The sequence below is a fragment of the Pantoea phyllosphaerae genome, assembly GCF_051025595.1.
Taxonomy (GTDB): domain Bacteria; phylum Pseudomonadota; class Gammaproteobacteria; order Enterobacterales; family Enterobacteriaceae; genus Pantoea.
In genome coordinates, this window is the sequence record NZ_JBPFDE010000003.1 from 85356 (window position 1) to 106243 (window position 20888).

At 59.7% G+C, this 20888-nt stretch carries 20 protein-coding genes and 1 pseudogene; 8 read left to right on the plus strand and 13 right to left on the minus strand.

Annotation, left to right across the window (positions count from 1 at the left end; genetic code table 11):
- Positions 1–73: 73 nt before the first annotated feature.
- Positions 74–1231 (plus strand): iron-containing alcohol dehydrogenase, encoded by a 1158-nt coding sequence (locus tag ACR6A7_RS05820; RefSeq protein WP_434123896.1) that lies wholly within the window; start codon positions 74–76, stop codon positions 1229–1231.
- 30 nt (positions 1232–1261) lie between these two features.
- On the opposite strand, the gene ACR6A7_RS05825 is transcribed toward ACR6A7_RS05820, so the two are convergent.
- From ACR6A7_RS05825 to ACR6A7_RS05845, 5 genes are all read right to left on the minus strand, one after another.
- Positions 1262–2089: a Cof-type HAD-IIB family hydrolase gene (locus ACR6A7_RS05825; protein ID WP_434123897.1), complete on the minus strand. Its 828-nt coding sequence runs from the start codon at positions 2087–2089 to the stop codon at positions 1262–1264.
- 161 nt (positions 2090–2250) lie between these two features.
- Complete coding sequence (locus ACR6A7_RS05830; RefSeq protein ID WP_434123898.1) at positions 2251–2709, minus strand: RcnB family protein; 459 nt, start codon at positions 2707–2709, stop codon at positions 2251–2253.
- Positions 2710–3485: 776 nt separating this feature from the next.
- Positions 3486–4187: an EAL domain-containing protein gene (locus tag ACR6A7_RS05835; RefSeq protein WP_434123900.1), complete on the minus strand. Its 702-nt coding sequence runs from the start codon at positions 4185–4187 to the stop codon at positions 3486–3488.
- A gap of 304 nt (positions 4188–4491) precedes the next feature.
- Positions 4492–5586, minus strand: coding sequence for an ABC transporter substrate-binding protein (locus ACR6A7_RS05840; RefSeq protein WP_434123901.1), 1095 nt, complete (start codon positions 5584–5586; stop codon positions 4492–4494).
- 109 nt (positions 5587–5695) lie between these two features.
- On the minus strand, positions 5696–6991 hold the full coding sequence (locus ACR6A7_RS05845) for an HAAAP family serine/threonine permease (RefSeq protein WP_434123902.1): 1296 nt from the start codon (positions 6989–6991) through the stop codon (positions 5696–5698).
- A gap of 42 nt (positions 6992–7033) precedes the next feature.
- Here ACR6A7_RS05845 and ACR6A7_RS05850 point away from each other — a divergent pair, with 42 nt between their 5' ends.
- Both ACR6A7_RS05850 and ACR6A7_RS05855 read left to right on the plus strand, forming a co-directional pair.
- Positions 7034–7261 carry a hypothetical protein gene (locus tag ACR6A7_RS05850; protein WP_434123903.1) on the plus strand — a complete coding sequence of 76 codons (228 nt, stop codon included), beginning with the start codon at positions 7034–7036 and terminating at the stop codon, positions 7259–7261.
- Positions 7262–7340: 79 nt separating this feature from the next.
- On the plus strand, positions 7341–8483 hold the full coding sequence (locus tag ACR6A7_RS05855) for an AI-2E family transporter (RefSeq protein WP_434123904.1): 1143 nt from the start codon (positions 7341–7343) through the stop codon (positions 8481–8483).
- 131 nt (positions 8484–8614) lie between these two features.
- Here ACR6A7_RS05855 and ACR6A7_RS05860 read toward each other — a convergent pair whose 3' ends face one another.
- Positions 8615–9181: a UPF0149 family protein gene (locus ACR6A7_RS05860; RefSeq protein ID WP_434123905.1), complete on the minus strand. Its 567-nt coding sequence runs from the start codon at positions 9179–9181 to the stop codon at positions 8615–8617.
- A gap of 420 nt (positions 9182–9601) precedes the next feature.
- Between ACR6A7_RS05860 and ACR6A7_RS05865 the strand changes: the two genes are divergently transcribed.
- Together ACR6A7_RS05865 and ACR6A7_RS05870 are read left to right on the plus strand one after the other, a co-directional pair.
- The gene (locus tag ACR6A7_RS05865) at positions 9602–10912 is read left to right on the plus strand and encodes an MFS transporter (RefSeq protein ID WP_434123906.1); all 1311 of its coding nucleotides are present in this window, start codon (positions 9602–9604) and stop codon (positions 10910–10912) included.
- A gap of 10 nt (positions 10913–10922) precedes the next feature.
- A complete protein-coding gene (locus ACR6A7_RS05870; protein WP_434123907.1) occupies positions 10923–11699 on the plus strand; it encodes a substrate-binding domain-containing protein in 777 nt (258 codons plus the stop codon).
- Here the strand turns inward: ACR6A7_RS05870 and ACR6A7_RS05875 are convergent.
- The 4 genes and pseudogenes from ACR6A7_RS05875 to norV all read right to left on the minus strand — a co-directional run bounded on the left by ACR6A7_RS05875 (position 11686) and on the right by norV (position 14666).
- Positions 11686–12603 carry a LysR family transcriptional regulator gene (locus ACR6A7_RS05875; RefSeq protein WP_434124127.1) on the minus strand — a complete coding sequence of 306 codons (918 nt, stop codon included), beginning with the start codon at positions 12601–12603 and terminating at the stop codon, positions 11686–11688. The two genes, ACR6A7_RS05870 and ACR6A7_RS05875, sit on opposite strands and share 14 nt — an antisense overlap.
- A 98-nt stretch (positions 12604–12701) precedes the next feature.
- Positions 12702–12971 carry a hypothetical protein gene (locus ACR6A7_RS05880; RefSeq protein ID WP_434123908.1) on the minus strand — a complete coding sequence of 90 codons (270 nt, stop codon included), beginning with the start codon at positions 12969–12971 and terminating at the stop codon, positions 12702–12704.
- Positions 12972–13085: 114 nt separating this feature from the next.
- Positions 13086–13205: pseudogene (locus ACR6A7_RS05885) on the minus strand (NADH:flavorubredoxin reductase NorW); the annotation flags it as partial.
- A 45-nt stretch (positions 13206–13250) separates the two neighbouring features.
- The gene (norV, locus tag ACR6A7_RS05890) at positions 13251–14666 is read right to left on the minus strand and encodes an anaerobic nitric oxide reductase flavorubredoxin (RefSeq protein ID WP_434123909.1); all 1416 of its coding nucleotides are present in this window, start codon (positions 14664–14666) and stop codon (positions 13251–13253) included.
- 335 nt (positions 14667–15001) lie between these two features.
- Here norV and norR point away from each other — a divergent pair, with 335 nt between their 5' ends.
- The 3 genes from norR (at position 15002) to ACR6A7_RS05905 (ending at position 18315) form a co-directional block, all read left to right on the plus strand.
- Positions 15002–16522 carry a nitric oxide reductase transcriptional regulator NorR gene (norR, locus tag ACR6A7_RS05895; RefSeq protein ID WP_434123910.1) on the plus strand — a complete coding sequence of 507 codons (1521 nt, stop codon included), beginning with the start codon at positions 15002–15004 and terminating at the stop codon, positions 16520–16522.
- Between the two features lie 161 nt (positions 16523–16683).
- Positions 16684–17307, plus strand: a complete 624-nt coding sequence (locus tag ACR6A7_RS05900; RefSeq protein WP_434123911.1) for a pyridoxamine 5'-phosphate oxidase family protein — start codon at positions 16684–16686, stop codon at positions 17305–17307.
- Between the two features lie 72 nt (positions 17308–17379).
- Positions 17380–18315 (plus strand): LysR family transcriptional regulator, encoded by a 936-nt coding sequence (locus ACR6A7_RS05905; RefSeq protein WP_434123912.1) that lies wholly within the window; start codon positions 17380–17382, stop codon positions 18313–18315.
- Here the strand turns inward: ACR6A7_RS05905 and mdcH are convergent.
- From mdcH to ACR6A7_RS05920, 3 genes are read right to left on the minus strand one after another with little or no spacing between them, the layout of a single operon-like run.
- Positions 18296–19198: a malonate decarboxylase subunit epsilon gene (gene mdcH / locus ACR6A7_RS05910; protein ID WP_434123913.1), complete on the minus strand. Its 903-nt coding sequence runs from the start codon at positions 19196–19198 to the stop codon at positions 18296–18298. The two genes, ACR6A7_RS05905 and mdcH, sit on opposite strands and share 20 nt — an antisense overlap.
- Positions 19195–19815, minus strand: coding sequence for a malonate decarboxylase holo-ACP synthase (locus ACR6A7_RS05915; protein ID WP_434123914.1), 621 nt, complete (start codon positions 19813–19815; stop codon positions 19195–19197). Before ACR6A7_RS05915 ends, mdcH begins: the two co-directional genes overlap by 4 nt.
- A gap of 1 nt (position 19816) precedes the next feature.
- On the minus strand, positions 19817–20776 hold the full coding sequence (locus tag ACR6A7_RS05920; protein ID WP_434123915.1) for an AEC family transporter: 960 nt from the start codon (positions 20774–20776) through the stop codon (positions 19817–19819).
- Positions 20777–20888 lie beyond the last annotated feature (112 nt).

A 20888-nucleotide genomic window follows, 5' to 3' on the forward strand; every position in this document is an offset into this window, starting at 1 on the left:
AGAAAGTTTGCCGCTGCCGCCGTTCGGCTTTTGGTTACACTCTCTCTTTTCCTGATGACATAAGGATGTAGCGGTGAGTGAGAACCTGATCGAGCTGTACAGTAATCAACGAACCCTCTCTGGACGCGGCAGCATCAGTAAGCTGGTGCCGCTGCTGAGCGCCGATCCTCAGCCTACACTGCTGTTCTGCGGGCGCTCTTTTCTTAACGGCCCCGTCTATGCGCGGCTGAAAAGCGAACTGAACGATCTCATTATTGGTTATGAAATCGTGGCGCATGAAGCGTCACCGGCTGAGATTGACGCCTGGGTCACACGCTGGCGCGGCCACGTGGATCGCGTAGTGGCGATTGGCGGCGGCAGCGTGCTCGACGGCGCCAAGGCGTTCAGCGCCATGGTGCAGCATCCGCTTCCCACCGCGCGCTATCTGGAAAAGGTCGGCGATACGCCGGTGCAGGCGGTCACGCTGCCGCTGATCGCGGTGCCGACCACGGCTGGCACCGGCAGCGAGGCGACGCAGAACGCCGTGGTGACCGATCAGCATGACATCAAGATTAAGGCGTCGCTGCGCCATCCGGTATTTGTGCCGCAGGTGGCGATTCTGGATGCGGATCTGCTTAAAGGCGCGCCCGATCAGGTGCTGGCGACCTGCGGTATCGACGCCTTTACCCATCTGTTCGAGGCCTATCTCTCCAGCAAGGGGAACCTGTTCACCCGCCAGCTGGCGCTGACCGGGCTGCGCCAGTTTATTCAGGCCTGGCCCGCGCTGAACCGCGATGATGCGCAGGGCGACGCGGCGCGCGAAGCGATGATGATGGCCTCCTGGCTGGGCGGCGTCTGCCTCAGCAGCGCCGGACTGGGCGTAATCCACGGCATCGCTGGCGAGCTGGGTGCCATCAAGCCTTATCATCACGGCGAAGTCTGCGGTCGGCTGCTCTTTCCGTTTCTCGATCTGCTGGCGGAAAGCGACGATACGCAGCAGCAGCAGCTGATGCAGGATCTGCAGCAGCAGCTTTTCGCCACGCCGGAGGCGCAGCCCGCGCGCTTTTTGAAAAACTGGCTGCAGCAGCAGGCGATTGCGCCCTTCTGGCAGGCAGAACAGACGCTGAGCAGCGAAGAGGTGGAGTGGATTCTGGCGCGCGCCAACAGTAAAAATTCGCTGGTGAACTACAGCCAGCAGGCGATGCGCGCAATGCTAACGCAGGCGTGGCGCGCGATGCCCGCGCAGGCATAACGGGCAGCGCCGCCGCCGCCCGCGCAGCCTTCAGGCGAACGGCGGCGCGCCCGCCAGCATCGTCTCAATCACCTGCAGTACGCCCGCCTCGTTATTGCCGGGCGCAGCGTAGCGCGCCGCCTCTTTCACCCGCTGCGGCGCGTTGGCCATGGCGAAGCTGTATCCGGACTGCCTGAGCATCTCCAGATCGTTGCCGCCGTCGCCAAACGCCAGCACCTGCTGATGATCGATGCCCCAGCGCTGCGCCAGAATATTCAGGCCGTTGGCCTTGTGGTGGCCCGGCACGATAAGATCCACCGAGCCGTGACCGCTTGAGGTCGCCGCCGCCGCGCCCGCGTGCAGCCGCTGAATATCCGCCATCAGCGGCTCCACATAGTCGTCGGAGAGGTTAAGCGCGAACTTGAACAGCCGATCGTCGCCGGTCTCTTCCAGCGAGTCGATCGCCTTCAGCCGATGGCAGTAGTGGCGCATTTTCGCCAGCCACTGCTCTTCCACCACGCCACTGAAGTAGTAGGCGCTTTCGCGCCCGCACAGGATATAACGCAGCCCGGGATAGTTGCCGTTTTGCAGCGTATCCAGCACCGCGTGCACGTCCGGGCGAGAAAATGCGCCACAGAACAGCTCTTCTTCGCCATCCAGAATCCAGGCGCCGTTTTCCGCCACAAAGGCGATCTCGCTGGCGATAGCAGGAAAGAAAGATTTCAGCTGGTAGTACTGATTGCCGCTGGCGACGACAAACTTAATGCCGCGCGCTTTCATCTCTTCATAGCAGCGCATAAAGCGCGGGCGATCGTACTGCTTCTGGTTATCAAGGAAGGTGCCGTCCATATCGACCGCCACCATTTTTACCGCTGTCATCTCGACTCCTTATCCGGCGAAAGGGAACAGTGTGGAAGCAAAGCATAGCCTGGGGAGCGTGAAAAAAAGAGGAAAAGGCGTGGGCGCAGGCAGCCGGTTTTCAGACGAGCGAGGCGGGAACCAGGGAGAACGGGCGGCCCGGGGCCGCCCGAATGGCAGGCTTAGTTAAAGGCGTTGCCGAGGATCAGCGAGGTGATAATGCCGGTCGCGGCGGCAATCAGCACATAGTTGCCGTCGATATAGGACCAGTACTCGCCGCGCGGCGGCTCCGGCAGGCGGCGTGCGCGCCAGTCATCTACCCGATAGTGCGGGCCGCGATATTCGTGCGGCATTGGGTGGCCGCGGCGAAAATCGTGTCCGTTCCAGGCGAAATGATCGCGATCGCGGTCGCGATAGTCCTGTCGGTCACCATGCGGGTTGCCGGCAAAACGGTCGCGATCCGGGCCATGCCCCTGCGGACCACGGCCGCGATCGTCGTGGCGGTCGCCATCGCGACGATCGCCGTCATGCTGCCAGGGCTGGCCATGATGGTCGCCTGGACCATCAGCCCAGGAAACGGTAGAAATCAGTGAGCTGCATGCAATAAAAGTCGCGATAACGCGTAACGTTGTTTTTTTCATCGTAAACCTCCAGTGGCAACAGCGAATGTCGCGCCGTTGAGCGCTACTATCGGCGATCTGGATGGCGTTTTCATCTCCAAAACTCTTAAAAATCTGCAACTTACAGAATATTACGCCGTTTAGCGCTTCCTTAACACTCGGCAGAAATTATGGAGAGCGCGGGAGCGGCGGGCGGCGTGATAAACAGAATGGAGGCGTAACGCGTAAAATAGCGGTTGAAGAGTGAGGAAAAGAGACTCAGGCAGAAATGAAAACCCGACCGAAATCGACCGGGGGAATCGAAATTCCTGAATACCGAAAACCGGCTAATCCTTGCCAAATCAAGGAAAAAACTAGAGGAGACAACACCACATCACTAGTGTTGAGCAAAGAGATTAACACTGTCGCTATTATTTTGGCAGCGTTAACTCTCCTGATTAGGATATTTCCTGATATATGCCCCACCGCACCCACTTATATTTCGGCGTGAATCAGAAGCGACGTTAAATATCCGCCTCGCAACATTTTAATCAGGCAAAACAGGTATGGGGTCTGACCAGAGAGCGGAATTAATTATTTGCCCTATTAATTTGGCTGCTAAATATTGCCCTGTGGAATTTTTTGCACGCGGCCTGGCGGTTTGCCCGGCTACCGCGTCAACACGGCGCGTAACGAAGTCCAGCGCGAACGTAAAAACAACCTTATTTTCGTTTTATTTACGTTTTACCCGCCCTGCTTAGCCAGGCTCATTCATTGCGCGCTTTTAACGAAAGCGATAGCGCGCGCAATAAAAAGCGTCAACCGAAAAGCTGTGGTAAATCCTCTATCTCCAGCGCGCTAAAATAGTGTCCCTGCAGACCGTAAAGCGGAATATCTTCCAGCGTCGCCAGATCCTCTTTATTCTCGACGCCCTCTACGATGATCTGCGGACAATAACGCTGAATATTGGCCATCAATACCGAAAAGATCGATTTATCCTTCTGCTCCCAGAAAAAGCGCTTGTCGATTTTTACCGCCTCAAACAGGCCGGTATAAAGTGCTGCCAGATTGGCGAAGCCGGTGCCGAGATCGTCGAGAAAGAAACGAATGCCGCGCGCCTTTAGTCGATGCAGCGTGTCGCGCGCCTCGCGATCCTGATGAAAGTCGATCGCTTCAGAAACCTCTAACCGTACGACGCTGGCGGTGCTGAGCAGCCAGCCCAGCCGCACATCCTCCTCCAGCATGGTCACCATGTCGCGGTCTACATTGATACTGACGAACAGGTTGCGCGCCTCAAGCAGCGCCACGACCGGCGACAAATCGCTCAACTGCTCATAGAGCAGATCGCGCTTTTCGCTGCGCGGCATATTTTCAATCACCATAAAGGGATTGCGCGATTTCCCCGCCAGCGAGGTATAGCGCGTCAGCAGTTCAAACCCGACAAAGCGGCCGCACTGCGACATAACCGGCTCAAGAATAAATTTTTTACTCAGCGTTGAGGCCAGGGAGTGTGAATTCATAAATACCTCGGGCAGAGCCTGAACGGCAGCGTTCTGTGCAGAAAGCCCGCTGGCTAACCTGACGGCGACGCTACCTCATTGATCGTCAGTTTTGCACTCCCTGCTGCAGGGTTTATTGCGTCCGCGCGAAATAAACGCGCGCATTTCACCACGTTTTTTTTGGCAATCTTTTTCAACTGGCGGCACAAAAGGTGCATGAAAATAGCGGAAACAAAAGTAAACGGCGGTATGTTTAAGCGTAGCGAAAGTTCGCGCGGCAGGAAGGTAAATTAACCGCGCGTTTTGTCAACGCGCGGTGGGCGGCTCAGGGCGCGCTTAAGGTGATCGGCGCGTCCGGCAGGTGGGTAAAGTGGGTCACGATATAGTGGAAGTCGGCCGTGGGATCGAGCTGTGCAAACGTCTGTGGATAGAGATCTTTCGCCAGAATCTCCATGCCGATGATGTTGTAAGGATGGTTATAGAAGTGGTGATAAACCCCATAAACACGGCCATTCTTGACCGGGGCGATCTGCTTCAGGCCGGTGCGGTTCAGCAGGCCGCTAAAGGTGGCGGAAACCTCCTGCGGCGGCGTGTTATAGCCAAACGGCAGCACGCCAGAATTAGGACGCTTTGAGCCGGTCATAATATAAACGTCCGGCTTCATGGCGATAATCTTTTCCAGTGAAACGAAGCCAGCGTTGCCCGGCAGCAGCGCGGAGCCGATATTCTTACCGCCTACCGCCTCTACCAGTCCGCCCCAGCCGTTATGGCCGTGCGTGAAACAGCAGTTGTCGCTGTTGCCAGCGATCGGCTCGATAAACACCGTCGGCTTCTGCGGCACTGTTGCGATAGCCGCGTCGAGCTGCTGTAAACGCTGCTGATAAAAGGCGGTATAGTCGGCCGCCTCTTTCTCCCGGTTAAGCACCTTACCGAGCAGCGTCACGCTGCGCGCAGTGTTCTCTTTCGGGTGCAGCTCATAGTCGATAAACAGCACCGGAATGTTGAGCCCTTTTAGCGTATTCAGCACGCCTGACTGCTGCAGCGCCGATTTCGCGCGCAGCTGGGCGATCATCAGGTCCGGCTTCTGCGCCAGCACGCTTTCGAGATTAACCTGCCCCTGATCGTTGAAGCCCATATCAACAATGCTGCTCGCCTGCGGCCAGCGCTGCTTCAGCAGATCCCAGGTCTGGGTATCCTGCTTTTTCGGCAGGTTATTCCAGGCCACCACGCGCCTGAAAGGATTGTCGCGGTCGAGCAGCGCCAGCGCCAGCACGTCGCGGCCATCCTGCAGGATCACATGCTGCGGCTCATGGTCGAGCCGAATGGCGTTGCCGTCGAGATCGGTGATCTGCAGCGGGTATGTGGTGGCGCCGCACGCCGCCGACGTCAGCAGCCCAGCCAGCAGAAGTCCCTTTTTCATCGTTCACTACCTCAGTAACTAATAACTATTCTCAACAAAGTTAGCATGGCGCGCGACGGGAAAGCTATACCGCCGCTAAAACGGCCCGCGGGTAGCGGGCGCTTTCTCGTTAGCTGAGCAGCGAGTAGAAGATGGCGGAGATCGCCACCAGCCCAACCAGCACCACGAACAGATTGCTGAGATGCCCGCTGTATTTGCGCATCGCGGGAACGTGGCGGATGGCATACATCGGCATCAGGAACAGGATTATCGCGATCACCGGCCCGCCGAGGGTTTCGATCATGTTGAGAATGCTCGGGTTCCAGCTCGCCACCAGCCAGGTGCTGAGCAGCATAAACAGCGCCGTTACCCGGTTCAGCTTCGCAGGCGCCAGGCTTTTGCCACGGCTGTGCAGCATTTTATTGACCAGACCGTTAAAGCCTTCGCGCGCGCCGAGATAGTGGCCGAGAAAAGATTTGGTAATGGCGACGATGGCGATCAGCGGGCCGAGCCAGGCGATCACCGGGACGTTAAAGTGATTAGCGAGATAGGAGAGAATCGAAATATTTTGCGCCTTTGCCGCGGCGAGATCCTGCGGCGACAGGCTGAGCACGCAGCTAAACACGAAAAACATCACCGTCGCCACCATCAGCAGATGGGAACAGGCGAGAATACGCGAGCATTTGCGCTCCGCGTCTTCGCCATACTCCGCGCGCTTCGCCACGGCAAACGAAGAGATGATCGGCGAATGGTTAAAAGAGAAGACCATCACCGGGATCGCCAGCCACAGCGTCATCGCGATGTTTTTGCCGCCGCCGCTGTGGTGCAGCGACAGGGTCTGCAGCGCCGCGCCGTGCCAGTGCGGGATCAGATAAACCGCCAGCAGCATCAGCACCGCGACAAAGGGGAAAACCAGAATGCTCATCGCTTTGACGATCATCTGCTCGCCGAAGCGCACCACCGTCATCAGGCCGATAATCAGGATCAGCGACAGCAGCACGCGCGGCGGCGACACCAGCCCTAACTGATGTTCGATAAAGCTCTCTACCGTATTGGTGATCGCCACGCTGTACATCAGCAGAATGGGGAAGATGGCGAAGAAGTAGAGCAGCGTAATGATTTTGCCCGCGCCGGCGCCAAAGTGCTCCTCCACCACGTCGGTAATATCTTCACCCGCGTGTTTGCCGGAGAGCACAAAGCGGGTCAGCGCGCGGTGAGCGTAAAAGGTCAGAGGAAAGGCGAGGATCGCCATAATGATCAGCGGCAGCAGCCCGCCGACGCCCGCGTTGATCGGCAAAAAGAGTACCCCTGCGCCGATTGCGGTGCCGTAGAGCCCCAGCATCCAGGTGGTGTCGGTTTTGCGCCAGCCGCGTTCAGCGGGCGCCTCTGCGGCTGCGGTCAGCGCGCCGGTTTGCGTGGTTTTCATCTGCCTGTCCTGTCTTTATGACGTTAACGCCGTCGACGGTGAGTGGACATCGACGGCTACATTGCCGCCTCGCCCTGCTTTGCCGCTTTGCGGCGGCACGACGATGCGCGCAAAAAATCTCTCTCCACGGCGGGAGTAAACGATTGCGCAGGATTCTTACACACCTTGACGACCGGCTTCAACCACGATGCGCTAATCGTGCATGGCCAGGCTGATTATCCGTTAACGCGGCGATGCGGACGCGTCGCCGCGCCCGATTTAAATTTTTAAACGAAACCACAGATTGGCATTACAAAGCGCGCCAGGCGTTCTATAGTTCACCCGCAACACTTAACCCTGAGGTTTATGCATGCGTGTTAAAGGACTCAATATCGGTTTCTTTATCGTCATTCTGGCGATAGTGACCGCCGCGTTTTTTGATGTACTGGCGCCCTACTTTTCCCCGATTCTCTGGGCCGCCATTCTGGCGGTGATCTTCGCCCCGCTAAAGACCTGGCTGCGGCATAAGATGGGCGATCGCAACGGCCTGGCGTCGCTGGTGACGCTGCTGATTATCTGTCTGATCGTCTTTACGCCGCTGGCGATTATCGCCTCTTCGCTGGTGGTGGAGGTCAACGCCGTCTATCTCAAGCTGCAGAGCAACTCGGCGCAGTTTCCGACGGTATTCGCCGATCTTCTGCATCACCTGCCCGACTGGCTGCGTAACTTTCTCTCTGAGCATCAGATGAATAACGCGGCGCAGATCCAGCAGAAGCTGTCGTCCTTCGCGCTGAAAGGCGGCCAGTATATGGCGGGCAGCGTGTTCCTGATCGGCAAAGGCACCTTCACCTTTACCGTCGGCTTCGGCGTGATGCTCTATCTGCTCTTCTTCCTGCTGAAGGACGGCTCCTATCTGGTGCATCTGATTCTGGAGGCGCTGCCGCTCTCAACCTACGTGAAGCATCACCTGTTTATGAAGTTCGCCGCCGTTTCGCGCGCCACGGTCAAAGGCACGGTCGTGGTCGGCATCGTGCAGGGGATTCTGGGCGGGCTGGCGTTCTGGTTTGTAGATATCGATGGCAGCCTGCTGTGGGGCGCGCTGATGGCGTTCCTGTCGCTGATCCCCGCCGTGGGCTCGGCGATTATCTGGGTGCCCGCGGCGATATTCTTCTTCGCGACCGGCGCGCTGTGGAAGGGATTGTTCCTGGTCGGTTTCTTTGTGGTGGTCGTCGGACTGGTGGACAATATTCTGCGTCCGCTGCTGGTGGGCAAAGATACCAAAATGCCTGATTACCTGATCCTGATCGCCACCTTAGGCGGCATGGAGATTTACGGCATTAACGGTTTTGTGATTGGCCCGCTGATCGCCGCGCTGTTTATCGCCTGCTGGAACCTGCTGTCGGGCAAGGATAACCGCGATAACGTCGAAGAGATTGACGAAGAGTTTATTGAGGAGGGGAAAAAGCTGTCGGACGAGGCCGCTCTCGGGGGTGACGCGGGGAGTGGCGTGTAAACGGCATCCCTGCCGGCGCGGCCTGAGCAAAAAGGCACCGCATCCCTGAGGCGCAGCCGTTGCCGGGCCAGCGCCCCTTTTACAGGCTTCAGCAGCCGTCTGGGTGGGAGGCACGCAGACGGCGCTGGCGCTTAGTGAATGGCGTCGGTTTTGCCACGCCAGTGGTTATAGAGCCGCAGCGCCGCTGGCTGAATAGCGTCGGTGCTCTGCAGATATGCGATCTCATCCATACCGTCGAGTTTCTCGACCTCATTGATGTCGCCATGCAGCGCAATCGCCTGCAGCGACGGCTGCAGCTCGGCAGGCAGCGCTGGCCACTCCGCCAGCGCCACGCCGGTCATATAGCCAAAACACCACTCTTCCACCACCAGCAGTTCGCGGCCGTCCATTTCACGGTAGCCGAACAGCGGCTCAAACTGCTCCGGGTAGAGGCTGAGGCGCTCGGCAATATCATTCATCATCCGCGCCGCCAGGGTATTGAAGCGCTGCTCATCGGCAGGATCGTCCCAGTCAGGCGCGCTTTCGCCCCAGATAACCGGCTTCATCGCATCGAGCGCCAGCGGCGACGGGCTGGAGAGCGCCGCGGTGAAAAGACCGTCCAGCTCGCTGATATCAATCAAGCCATCTTCGCTGTCGTGCTCCATCAACACATCTTCCATCCACTCGATTTCGTCTGCGTTCAGTGGGCCTGTAGCCATGGTAATTCCTCTTGAGGGGTGTCGAAGGTGTGGGCGGCGCGCGCTGGCAGGCAGCCCGGTGGAAAGTCGGGTGAGAGAACTGCCTCTCAGCAGGAAATCTGTTTCGCTGCGGGTAGTGTGCCTGAGAGCAGGCACGAAGCCAACCAGAGAGACCGGCGGCGAGCGGATGTCGTACCGCGCCGATATGAAGCTGGTCACGAAATTGATAAGGCAAAAAAGAGCGGTCAGAGGCGGCGAGCGGCGGCTTATGCGCGCTATCGCCAGTCGCTGCCGGAGGTCGTCTTCAGCGCGCCCCAAATTAATGCGCCTTACGCATTAATCGATACGCAAAATGCACTTATTAACGCCGCCTTCCTGTTCCAGTCTTGAGTCACAACAAAGTAATGAATCATTAACATTACGTAAACGCTGGAGCATTTAATGGAAACATCCTCTGCATCAATCAACACGGTTCGCGCCCGGGCAGGCGCAATCTTGCGCGTCACCTCGGGAAACTTTCTCGAGCAGTTCGACTTTTTCCTGTTCGGCTTTTACGCCACCTATATCGCCCACACCTTCTTTCCGGCGAGCAGCGAATTCGCCTCGCTGATGATGACCTTCGCCGTCTTCGGCGCTGGCTTCCTGATGCGTCCCATCGGCGCGGTGGTGCTGGGCGCCTGGATCGATAAAGTGGGCAGACGCAAGGGGCTTATCGTCACGCTCTCGATTATGGCGACGGGCACCTTCCTGATCGTGTTGATTCCTTCCTATGCGGCGATCGGCTACTGGGCGCCGCTGATTGTGCTGACGGGACGGCTGCTGCAGGGCTTTTCCGCCGGGGCAGAGCTGGGCGGCGTCTCGGTTTATCTCTCTGAAATCGCCACCCCGGGCAAAAAAGGCTTCTATACCAGCTGGCAATCCGGCAGCCAGCAGGTCGCGATTATGGTGGCGGCGGCGATGGGGTTCGCCCTCAATGCCCTGATGGAGGAGAGCGCGATTCGCGACTGGGGATGGCGCATTCCTTTTCTGTTCGGCTGCCTGATCGTGCCGTTTATCTTCTTTCTGCGTCGCAATCTTGAAGAGACGGCGGAATTCAGCGCGCGCCGTCAGCATCCTGAAATGCGCCAGGTCTTTAGCACGCTCCTCGGCAACTGGAAAACCGTGATGGCGGGCATGCTGATGGTGGCGATGACCACCACCGCCTTCTATCTGATCACCGTTTATGCGCCCACCTTCGGCAAAAAAGTGTTGATGCTCAGCGCATCGGACAGCCTGCTGGTGACCCTGCTGGTGGCGGTCTCAAACTTCATCTGGCTGCCGATTGGCGGGACGATCTCGGATCGCTACGGACGTAAGCCGGTGCTGATCGCCATGGCGCTGATCGCCATCGCCACCGCCTACCCTGCCCTTAAATATCTTGCGGCCGATCCGAGCTTCTATTCGATGCTGGGCGTGCTGCTGTGGCTCTCGTTTATTTACGGGCTCTATAACGGCGCCATGATCCCGGCGTTAACGGAGATCATGCCGGCCTCGGTCCGGGTCGCGGGCTTCTCGCTGGCCTATAGTCTCGCCACCGCGCTGTTCGGCGGCTTTACGCCCGCCATCTCCACCGCGCTAATTGAAGTGACCGGCGACAAAGCCGCGCCAGGCCTATGGATGAGCTTCGCCGCCGCGTGCGCGCTGCTGGCAACCCTGTTCCTCTATAAACAAGAAGCGGTCCATCATCACGCTGCTAAAAAAACGTTCGGTTAAGGAAAAACAGATGAAATCATGGTTACCCCGCCTGCTGCTTCTCGCGCCCCTCTGCCTCGTGAGCTGGGAGGCGTCGGCAAAAGAGATCACGGTAATGATTTCCGGCGGCTTCAAGGCCGCCTGGGAAAAGCTCAGCCCCGCCTTCGCCGCTGAAAAAGGCTATACCATCAAGACGGTGCCTGGGCCGTCGATGGGGCAGTCGCCGGAGGCGATCCCCAACCGGTTAGCCGCGGGCGAAAAAGCGGACGTTATTATTATGGTCGGCTATGCGCTGGATAAGCTCGATAAAGAGGGACGCCTGCTGCCCGGCACGCGCACCGAGCTCGCCGACTCAAAAATTGGCGCGGTAGTGAAACAAGGTAGCGCCGTGCCCGATATCACGACGGCGACGGCGCTCAGAGCGACCTTGCTAAAGGCGCACTCGGTCGCCTATTCAGACAGCGCCAGCGGAAAATATGTCGAGACGACGCTGTTCAACAAACTGGGCATCGCTGATCAGCTAAAACCTAAGGCGAAGATGGTTGAGAAAACCCCTGTGGCGCAAAGCGTCGCCAGCGGCCGCTACGAGATCGGCTTCCAGCAGGTCAGCGAACTGCTGCCGGTGGCCGGGGTGACCTTCATCGGCAAGCTACCGGAGGATATGCAGTATGTCACCCGCTTCGCCGGCGCGGTCTCCAGCCATTCAGCCCAGCCGGAAGAGGCGAAGGCTCTGCTGGCGTACCTCTCCTCTCCCGGGGTGCAGCAGCAAATTCAGGCAACCGGTCTCGATTCCGTTAGCGGACGTTAACCTGCTCCTCAGACGCGTTTATCGCAATAATCATCGCCTCCAGCTCACCGGCAAGATGCGGCAGCTCTTGACCGGTGCGCTTCACGATGCCGACCGTGCGGCGCACCGTCGGCTCATGCAAAGGAATGGTGGCTAAAAACGGGTGGCCCGCTTTCGGCATCGCCATCCCCGGCACCGCGGCGATCCCCAGTCCGGCCTCCACCATGCCCAGCAGCGTCGTAACGTGACGCGTTTCGCAGACGCTCGGTTTTTCCGGCACGATGCCCGTCAGCGCCTGATCGAGCAGGTTGCGGTTGCCCGAGGTTTTATCCAGCCAGACATAGGGCCAGCTATAAAACTCCCGCCAGCCCAGACTCTTGCGGCCGGCGAGCGGATGGTCGCGTGGGCAGACGGCGACGTAGGCCTCATCCACCAGCGGCAGGAATCTGACATCCGGCTGCGGCGCGCCGGTAAAGCTCAGGCCGAAATCAGCCTGCCCGGCGATCACCGCGTCGTAGACGTCGCCAGCGCTGGAATCGATCAGCTTAATACGTACGCGCGGGTAGTGAAGCTGAAACTGCGCGATGACTTTAGGCATAAAATAGTAGGCGGCCGACGGCACGCAGGCGACGGTCACCAGGCCCGTTCGGTGCGGATTGACATCCCCGACGTCGGCGATGGCGCACTCTAAATCCTTCAGGATCTGCTGCGCGCGCGGCGCGAAACTGCGGCCCGCCATAGTCAGGCTAACGCGCCGCGTGGTTCTTTCGAACAGCCTGACGCCAAGCGACGTCTCCAGCTTATCGATGCGTCGGCTCAGCGCCGGTTGAGAAAGATGAATCGCCTCCGCGGCGGCTTTAAAGCTTCTGAATGTCACCAGAGCCTGAAAAGCGTAGAGATCGTTAAGGTCGACGTTTAACGTCATCGGCTTCATATCGCAGTGGGTTCCAGGTTGACGGCGGTAAGCGCCCTATTCTACAGGGATGCGCCGCCGTTGCGGGCATCTTTGCTACAGCGCCGGTTCTACCCCGTCACTTTCATTCCCTCAGCAGGCTCCCAGGCGTTCCACATCCGCCAGAAAACGTCGGCCACCACCTCTTTAAGGTTTTCCGGCTGAAACTGGACGCTGCTGCAGGCAGGTCCGAGCGCGGCCTCGATGCGCGCCTCGCACTCGCTGCGGCCGAGATGCAGCGCGAAGCGATCGCAGTGCTGGCTTAGCCAGATGATTCTGCCGCAGGTGCAGGATGAAGGGTTATGCAGGGTCACTGCCGTTGAGGTTTCTGTCATGTTCATATAAAGCCCATTAAGCGAATAGAGGCCGCGTTGCAGGCCGGTTATCTGCTGGCCTGGCGGCAATGGCTGCCTTGTCGGCAGCCGGTAACAGCGCGTGGCGCGCTCCTTCAGCGGCTAAGCGGCGTCCGCCCGTTTAATTTCCTTCAGCAGGCTGAACGCCATTTTCAGGCGATCTTCACTGGCGACAAACGCCCTGAAGAGGCCGTGCTGGTCATAGCCTTTGGCGACGAGGCCGGTCTGAAGCCGGGGCTGATAGCGAGGATATCGGCCGCCACAGGTTTAGCCCTCATAAGGAGTGAACACGGATTTACCCAGCGCGCAGCCGGGGCATAAGAAACCGTCCGGCACCGCCTCCCACGGCGTGCCGGGCGCGACTGACTGACCGGGTTCGCCTTCCGCCGGGTCGTAAACCCACTGACACAGGGTACACATCATTTTGCGACCGGCAGCGATCGCTACGGCGCCGCTGTCGACGGCAGGCGCGGCCGTGGGGATCGGCGAGAGCGCCCAGGCGCGCGCGAGGCTGCGGCCATGTTCGCGACACGCTTCCAGCGCAGAGAGGTCGGGACGCCATTTGATTTTCAGGGCGATGCTCATATCGAAACCGGCATCCTGCAGACGGGTCGCCACGCGGTCGACGGCGCCGCCCGTCCAGCCATAAGAGCCGAACGCGGAGGCGCGTTTATTGCGAAACTTCAGCCCTGCAATCTCTTCCAGCATGCCCGCCACCTTCGGCATCATCACGTTGTTCATGGTGGAGGAGCCAACCAGAATGCCTTTGGAGCGGAAGCAGGAGGTGATGATCTCGTTTTTGTCGTGGGTCGAGACGTTGTAGACCTTCACCGCGACGCGCGGATCGGTTTCGCGAATGCCCTGGGCGATGGCGTCCGCCATCATGCGGGTATTATTCGACATGGCGTCATAAAAGATCGTGATGCGATCTTCCTGGTAATCGGCGGCCCACTTCTGGTAGCGCTCGACAATCTGCGCCGGGTTGTCGCGCCACACCACGCCGTGAGAGGTGGCGATCATGCTGAGCGGCAGATTGAAGCTGAGGATCTCAGCGATCTTCGCCGTTACCAGACGCGCAAAGGGAGTCAGGATATTGGAGAAGTAGCGCAGGCACTGATCAAACAGCTCCTGCTGCTCAACCTCATCGTTGAACAGGTGCTCATCGCAGTAGTGCTGGCCGAAGGCGTCGTTGCTGAACAGCACCCCCTCTTCCGTCATATAGGTCATCATGCTGTCCGGCCAGTGCAGCATCGGCGTTTCCACAAAGATCAGCTTTTTGCCGTTGCCGATGTCGAGCGAGTCGCCGGTTTTCACCACCCTGAAGTTCCACTCGGGATGGTGGTGGTGACCGTTAATCGACTCCACGCCGTTGGCGGTGCAGTAGATCGGCGTGCCGGGGATCAGCGCCATCAGCTCCCCCAGGGCGCCGGCGTGATCGTCCTCCGCATGGTTGATCACGATGGCGTCGATCTGTTGCAGATCGATCTCTTCGCTGAGATTTTTAACGAAATCGCTGCGAAATCTGAAATCCACGGTATCGATTAATACACTCTTTTCTTCGCGGATCAGGTAGCTGTTGTAGCTGGTGCCGCGCTGCATCTTGTACTCTTTGCCGTGAAAATGCTCAACTTCCCAGTCCCGTTTACCGACCCAAAAAATCGTGTTTTTTACGTGAATATTCATCAGATGCCCAGTTAGCTTAAGGTGGATTTCCTTGCTCTTGTGCATCTGGCGTGCCAGCTTTTAACGTATTGATGTGTATACTTATTACCTGGATGCATTGTTTAAAAGACATTAAATAAGCCTGTCTTATTCACATACCCTTGTCTTAAACACAATGTGGCAGAGACACCAGGCCCGCCGAAGCGGACTACCGACGTAACTTTGCTTCGCATCCAGCAACCTGCACCGCGTGCGTAAAGCTTAAGCTGTTGATTCAGATCAAAAGTGCACAGCAGCATGGTATTTATAACAAGTCTTCTTGTTGTTCTCAGGACACTCCCTGTACAGGTCATCCTATGGCTCTTTCTGTCGATACCCTGGCGGCGCTGGCCGTGACTATTCAGAACGGCGTGGGCGAGCGCGACCGTTTTATGCAGATGGTGCAAGGCATCCACCAGGCGTTGAACTGCGATGCAACCGCCCTGCTACGCTATGAAAACCAGCAGTTCAGACCACTGGCTACCGCCGGGCTGGCGCCTGACGTGATGGGCCGCCGCTTCACTCTTGATGCGCATCCGCGGCTGGAGGCGATCGCGCGCGCGGGGGACGTGGTGCGCTTTCCTGCCGATAACGACCTGCCCGATCCCTACGACGGCTTGATCCCTGAACAGGGCGAACTGCATGTGCACGCCTGCGTCGGCATGCCGCTGTTTGCGGGCCAGACGCTGATCGGCGCCCTTACCCTGGACGGTATGAACGCGCGGCAGTTCGATAATTACAGCGACGAGGAGCTGCGCGTGCTGGCCAGCCTGACCGCCGGCGCGCTGAACAACGCCCTGCTGGTGGAGCAGCTCGAGCAGCCCGCCTTTTCGTTTATCCCGCCGCACAGACGCCCGGAAGCGCGCGAGGAGATGCCGATCGTCGGCGAGTCTGCCCCGCTCACCCTTCTGAAAAAAGAGATCGCCGCGGTCGCCCCTTCTGACCTGAGCGTCCTGATTATGGGCGAGACCGGCACCGGCAAGGAGCTGGTCGCCCAGGCGGTGCATCGCCTCTCCCATCGCGCCACCCAGCCTCTGATCTACCTCAACTGCGCCGCGCTGCCGGAAACCGTGGCGGAAAGCGAGCTGTTCGGCCACGTCAAAGGCGCATTTACCGGGGCGATTCACGACAGGCCAGGCAAGTTCGAGCTGGCAGATAAGGGCACGCTGTTTCTGGATGAGATTGGCGAACTGCCGCTCTCGCTGCAGGCCAAACTGCTACGCGTGCTGCAGTACGGCGATCTGCAGCGCGTGGGCGAAGATAGCGCCCTGACCGTCGATGTACGCATTATCGCGGCAACCAACAGGGATATGCGCAAAGCGGTCACGGAGGGGACATTCCGCGCGGATCTGTATCACCGGCTCAGCGTCTTCCCGCTGTTCGTGCCGTCGCTGCAGGCGCGTCGCGACGATATCGTGCTGCTGGCCGGCTATTTCTGTGAAAAGTGCCGAATAAAGTTCGGCCTGAGCACGCTTGCCCTTAGCCCGGCCGCCCGCGCCCGGCTTGAAACGGCAAGCTGGCCGGGGAACGTGCGCGAGCTGGAGCATGCCATCTACCGCGCAGTGATTATTGCGCAGGCGGAGTCACGCAGCGGCGAAATCGTGTTGCTGCCGCAGCACTTCAGCCTTAAAGGCGAAACCCCGGCGGACGCCGCGCCGACTGCGTCGCTGACCTCGCAGCCGATGAGCAGTCTGGCGGAGGCGACGCGGCAGTTTCAATATGACTACATAAGCTATGTTTACGAAAGCTGCGGCAAAGTCTGGGCCAAAACCGCGCGACAGCTGGCGATCGATCCCGGCAACCTGCACCGCCTGGCCCGCAAGCTCGGCCTGAAATAAACCGGCGCGGCAGCCTCTGGCAACAGCGCCGCTTACGGCAGCGTGCGGGCCACATCGAGCCCCCTGGCTGCTGCTGGCGTAGCCCGACAGCCGGTGCGTTGCCCACGCTCCTGCTGTATAAAAGAGTAAGGCGCATTCCTGCATACTGAGGCGGTGACGTAATGACAGATGAAAAGAGAGGCATTACCAGCGAAGCGGAACTGGAACAGATCTACGGCGCGGTCGCCAGACCCTCGCTGACCAAGGAGATCGACTATATCCATTCCGCCTATCGCCCTTTTATCGAGGCGGCCCCCTTTGTGGCGCTGGCAACCTCAGGGCCGGGCGGGCTGGACGTCTCGCCGCGCGGCGATCCGGCTGGCTTTGTCGTTATTGAAGATGCGAAGACGCTCTTGCTGCCTGACCGACGCGGCAATAACCGTATCGATAGCCTGCGCAATATTCTGCACGATAACCGCGTGGCGCTGCTTTTTCTCATCCCCGGCATCGGCGAAACGCTGCGGGTGAACGGCACCGCAGAAATCTGCAGCGATCCCGATCTCCTTACCCGCTTCGCCGTCAACAACCAGCCGCCGAAAACGGTGCTGCGCATCAGGGTGGAGAGCCTCTTTTTTCAGTGCAGCCGGGCGATTATCCGCTCAAAGCTCTGGGATCCCGCCGCGCAGATCGCGCGTGACAGGCTGCCCAGTCCGGGAGCGATCCTGCATCAGCTTTCGCAGGCGGAAATAGACGGCGAGGCCTATGACCAGGCGCTGCCGGAGCGCTTAAAGAACACCCTTTACTGAGCCTGGCTGCAGCACAGGGCGCGCCAGGATTACTCTTTACGCCCGCTTAAGGAGATCCGCGAAGGAAAAAGCATGAATAACGACATCAATCACGAGATTACCTTCCGCAAGCTCAGCGTTTTTATGATGTTTATGACCAAAGGCAATATCGCGCGCACGGCGGAGGCGCTCGATCTGAGCAGCGTCAGCGTGCACCGCGCGCTGCACACGCTGGAAGAGGGGATCAACTGCCCGCTGTTTATCCATAAAGGGCGCAATCTGGTGCCGCTGCCCGCCGCCTGGACGCTGCTGGAGTATTGCCAGGACGTTACCGCGCTGATGAGCAAAGGCATCGAAGAGGCAAGGCAGGTGGCAGGCGTAGGCTGCGGTCGGTTAAGGCTCGGCACGCTCTACTCGCTCACCCTGGAGACCATTCCCCGCCTGATTATGGGCATGAAGCTGCGACGCCCCGCGCTTGAGCTCGATCTGACCATGGGCTCTAACCAGATGCTGCTCAATATGCTTGAGGATGACGCGCTCGACGCGATTTTAATCGCCACCGACAGCGGCGAACTCAGCAACCCCAATTTTGATGTGATCCCGCTGTTTCACGACCATATTTTTCTCGCCGCCCCAGCGGGCGAAAAGCTCGATACCTCGCGCGACGCGGATCTGCGCGACTACGCCGATCGCGATTTTGTCTCGCTGGCGGAGGGCTTCGCCACCTATGCCGGCTTTCAGGAGGCGTTTCAGGTGGCCGGATTCGAGCCGCGCATCGTTACCAAAGTCAACGACATCTTCTCGCTGGTCAGTCTGGTGCAGGCGGGGATGGGCTTCTCGCTGATCCCTGGCCGCATGAAAAAGGTTTATGAAAACAGCGTGCAGCTGGTCAGGCTGGCAGAGCCTTACCAGATGCGCCAGCGGGTTTCTATCGTCTACTCGCACCATCGCGAGCGCGATCAGGATCTGCTGGCGCTCGCCGCGGAAGGCCGCATGTACGCGCGCAGCCTTACTGACTCAGCCGTTTAGCCAGGTGGCGCGCGACCTCGACGCTGTTACGCTCCATGCAGATCGCCTCTCCCTGCCAGCCCGCCTGGTGGGTCAGCCCGGTCAGCACATTGCCCGGCGGCATCTCAATCGCCAGCCGGGCGTCGCGCTGATTGGCCGCGATCACCGCGTCGCTCCACTGTACGGTGCGCGCCATATTAAAGGCCAGATCGTCGGCGATTTTGGCGGGCTCCCAGATCACGCGGCCGGTCGAGCCGCTCAGATAAGCGCATGAGGGCCGCGACAGCGAGACCGAGGCGAAGGCGCTGGCCAGCTCCGCCGCTGGCTTATCCAGCAGCGCGCAGTGGGACGGCACGCTGACTGCCAGCCGCGTCGCCTTGCTGGCCCCGGCGTCGAGCGCTTTTTGCGCTACCCCCGCCATATCCTCGTCGCGTCCGGCGATCACCGTCTGGGTGTCCGCGTTGATATTGGCGATATAGGTATTGCTGCCCGCCATCAGCTTTTCCAGCCGACTGAGCGTCAGCCCGACGATAGCAGTCAGGCCGTAGCCGTGGGGATAAGCGCTCTCCATCAAATCGCCGCGCAGCGCGACCAGCCGCAGCGCGTCGCCTAAATCGAGCGCGCCCGCCACCACGGCGGCAGGAAAGGCGCCGATAGATAAGCCGCTGACGATGTCCGGCTTCACGCCGTTTCTGATCAGCTCCCGCGCCCAGGCAACGCCAGCAATCAGCAAAGAGAGCTGCACGGCGCGCGTGTGGCGCAGCGCCTCCGGCGTGTCGAGCGCGTCGGTCTCATCGCCCAGCACGGCGCGCACGCTGCTCAGCAGCGCCTCTCCGTCTGGCAGATTGCGCAGCATGCCGGGACGCTGCGTGCCCTGGCCAGGAAAGGTAAAGAGGATTTTCATAAAGTCTCCCTGCTCCAGGGCGACGCGGTCAGCACCGGGCCAGCGGCGGTCTTCACCAGCGCCCGCCCGTCGCGCAGCCACTCGCTGAGCGCGAATGCGCCTGACGGCGTTTCAACCTGGGTGTCGACGCGGCACGGCAGACTCTCTGTCTGCGCCTGCCACTGCTGTAAAAGGTCACGCGCCAGCGGCTGCGGCGCGCGGATGGTTAAATCGAGATCGCTGCCGGGGTGCAGCACCGGTATCGCCGTTGCCAGCGCATAGCCGAGGCTGCCGGTAATCCCCCAGCGCCAGGGCCAGCGCTGCTCGCTGAGCGCAAGCGCCGCCTGAACCGGACGGGCAGCGACAAAGGGCGACGCCAGCAGGCAGGCACGATCGGCGAGCATTTCCGGCGTAGCGACGCGCAGGATATCCGCCGCCTGCACCCACGCTGCGGCGCGCTGCTCCCGTCGCGCGCCGCGCACGCCGACCGGGATGCGATCCGCCGTAGCGACGTCGCGCCGCACCACCACCGGCAAGCCGAGGTGCCAGTGCTGGCTGACCCACGCCTCTTTCACCGACATCAGCGCGCTGTCGGCGCGAAGCCAGAGCAGGTCGTGAGGGCGCGGGATCGTCGTCATATCAAATTCCTGAAGTCAGCGTAATAAACAGCGGCAGCGACAGAATACAGAGCACCGAGCTAAGCAGCAGCACCGCTTCCGCATCGGGCGACTGCACGCCGAAGCGGTTGCCGAACACCACGCCGAAGAAACCGGCGGAGAGCGCAATCATCAGAATCGCGGTAATCGCCACCGGGCCGCTCAGGCCGAGCGCGGCGACGATGCCCCAGGCGATAAAGGGCTGGATCAGCAGCTTCGCGACGGTGCCGACGCCGACCACGGCGTTAAGTTTCAGCTTACGCGCAGAGAGGATGACCCCGGTCAGGAACAGCGCCGCCGCCGTCGCCGCCAGGCCGAGCGGTTTAATCGCCGCCAGCACCAGATCCGGCATTTTAATGCCGATGGCCGACAGTATCACCCCCACCAGCGGGCCAAGCACGATCGGTTTTTTCACCGAACGCCACATCAGCACCGGCAGCATCGCGAAGGTGGAGCCGTGATCTTCACCCGCGGCGCGCGCTTTTTCGCGCTCCAGAATCAGCAGGCAGAGCGGCGTCAGCAGCACCGAGCCGCAGGCGATCGACACCGCCACGGAGAGCGATGTCGTGGCGTTTTCCCCCAGTACGCTGCCAAGGATCGGCAGACCCAGCGCGGCGTAGTTTGGCAGCGCCACGGTGAGCGTCAGCACCGCCGCATCCTGCGGGGATTTTTTAAATATTTTGGTGGCGAGGAAATAGATAGCCGCATAGGTTATCCACATGGCGCCGGTGAGCACCACAATCAGCGGCCACTGCGCCACGATGCCAGGCCAGGCGGTTTGCACCGTGGCGCTAAACAGCGCGGCGGGCAGCGCAAAGTCCATAACAAAAATATTCAGCAGCGAGACGTTTTTATTGTCGACCATACCGGCTTTACCGGCCCAGAAACCCAGCAGCATAATCACAAAGATTGGCGCAAGGGCATGAACAATGATGTAAATCATAAATCACCTGTAGTTAAGAAATAAGATTCCAGTCACGCGATGTTTATAATTTCTAAAAGCGGCCCTCACTCCGGGGCGCGGCGGTGCGCCCCGAACAGGCCGGTTCCGGCAG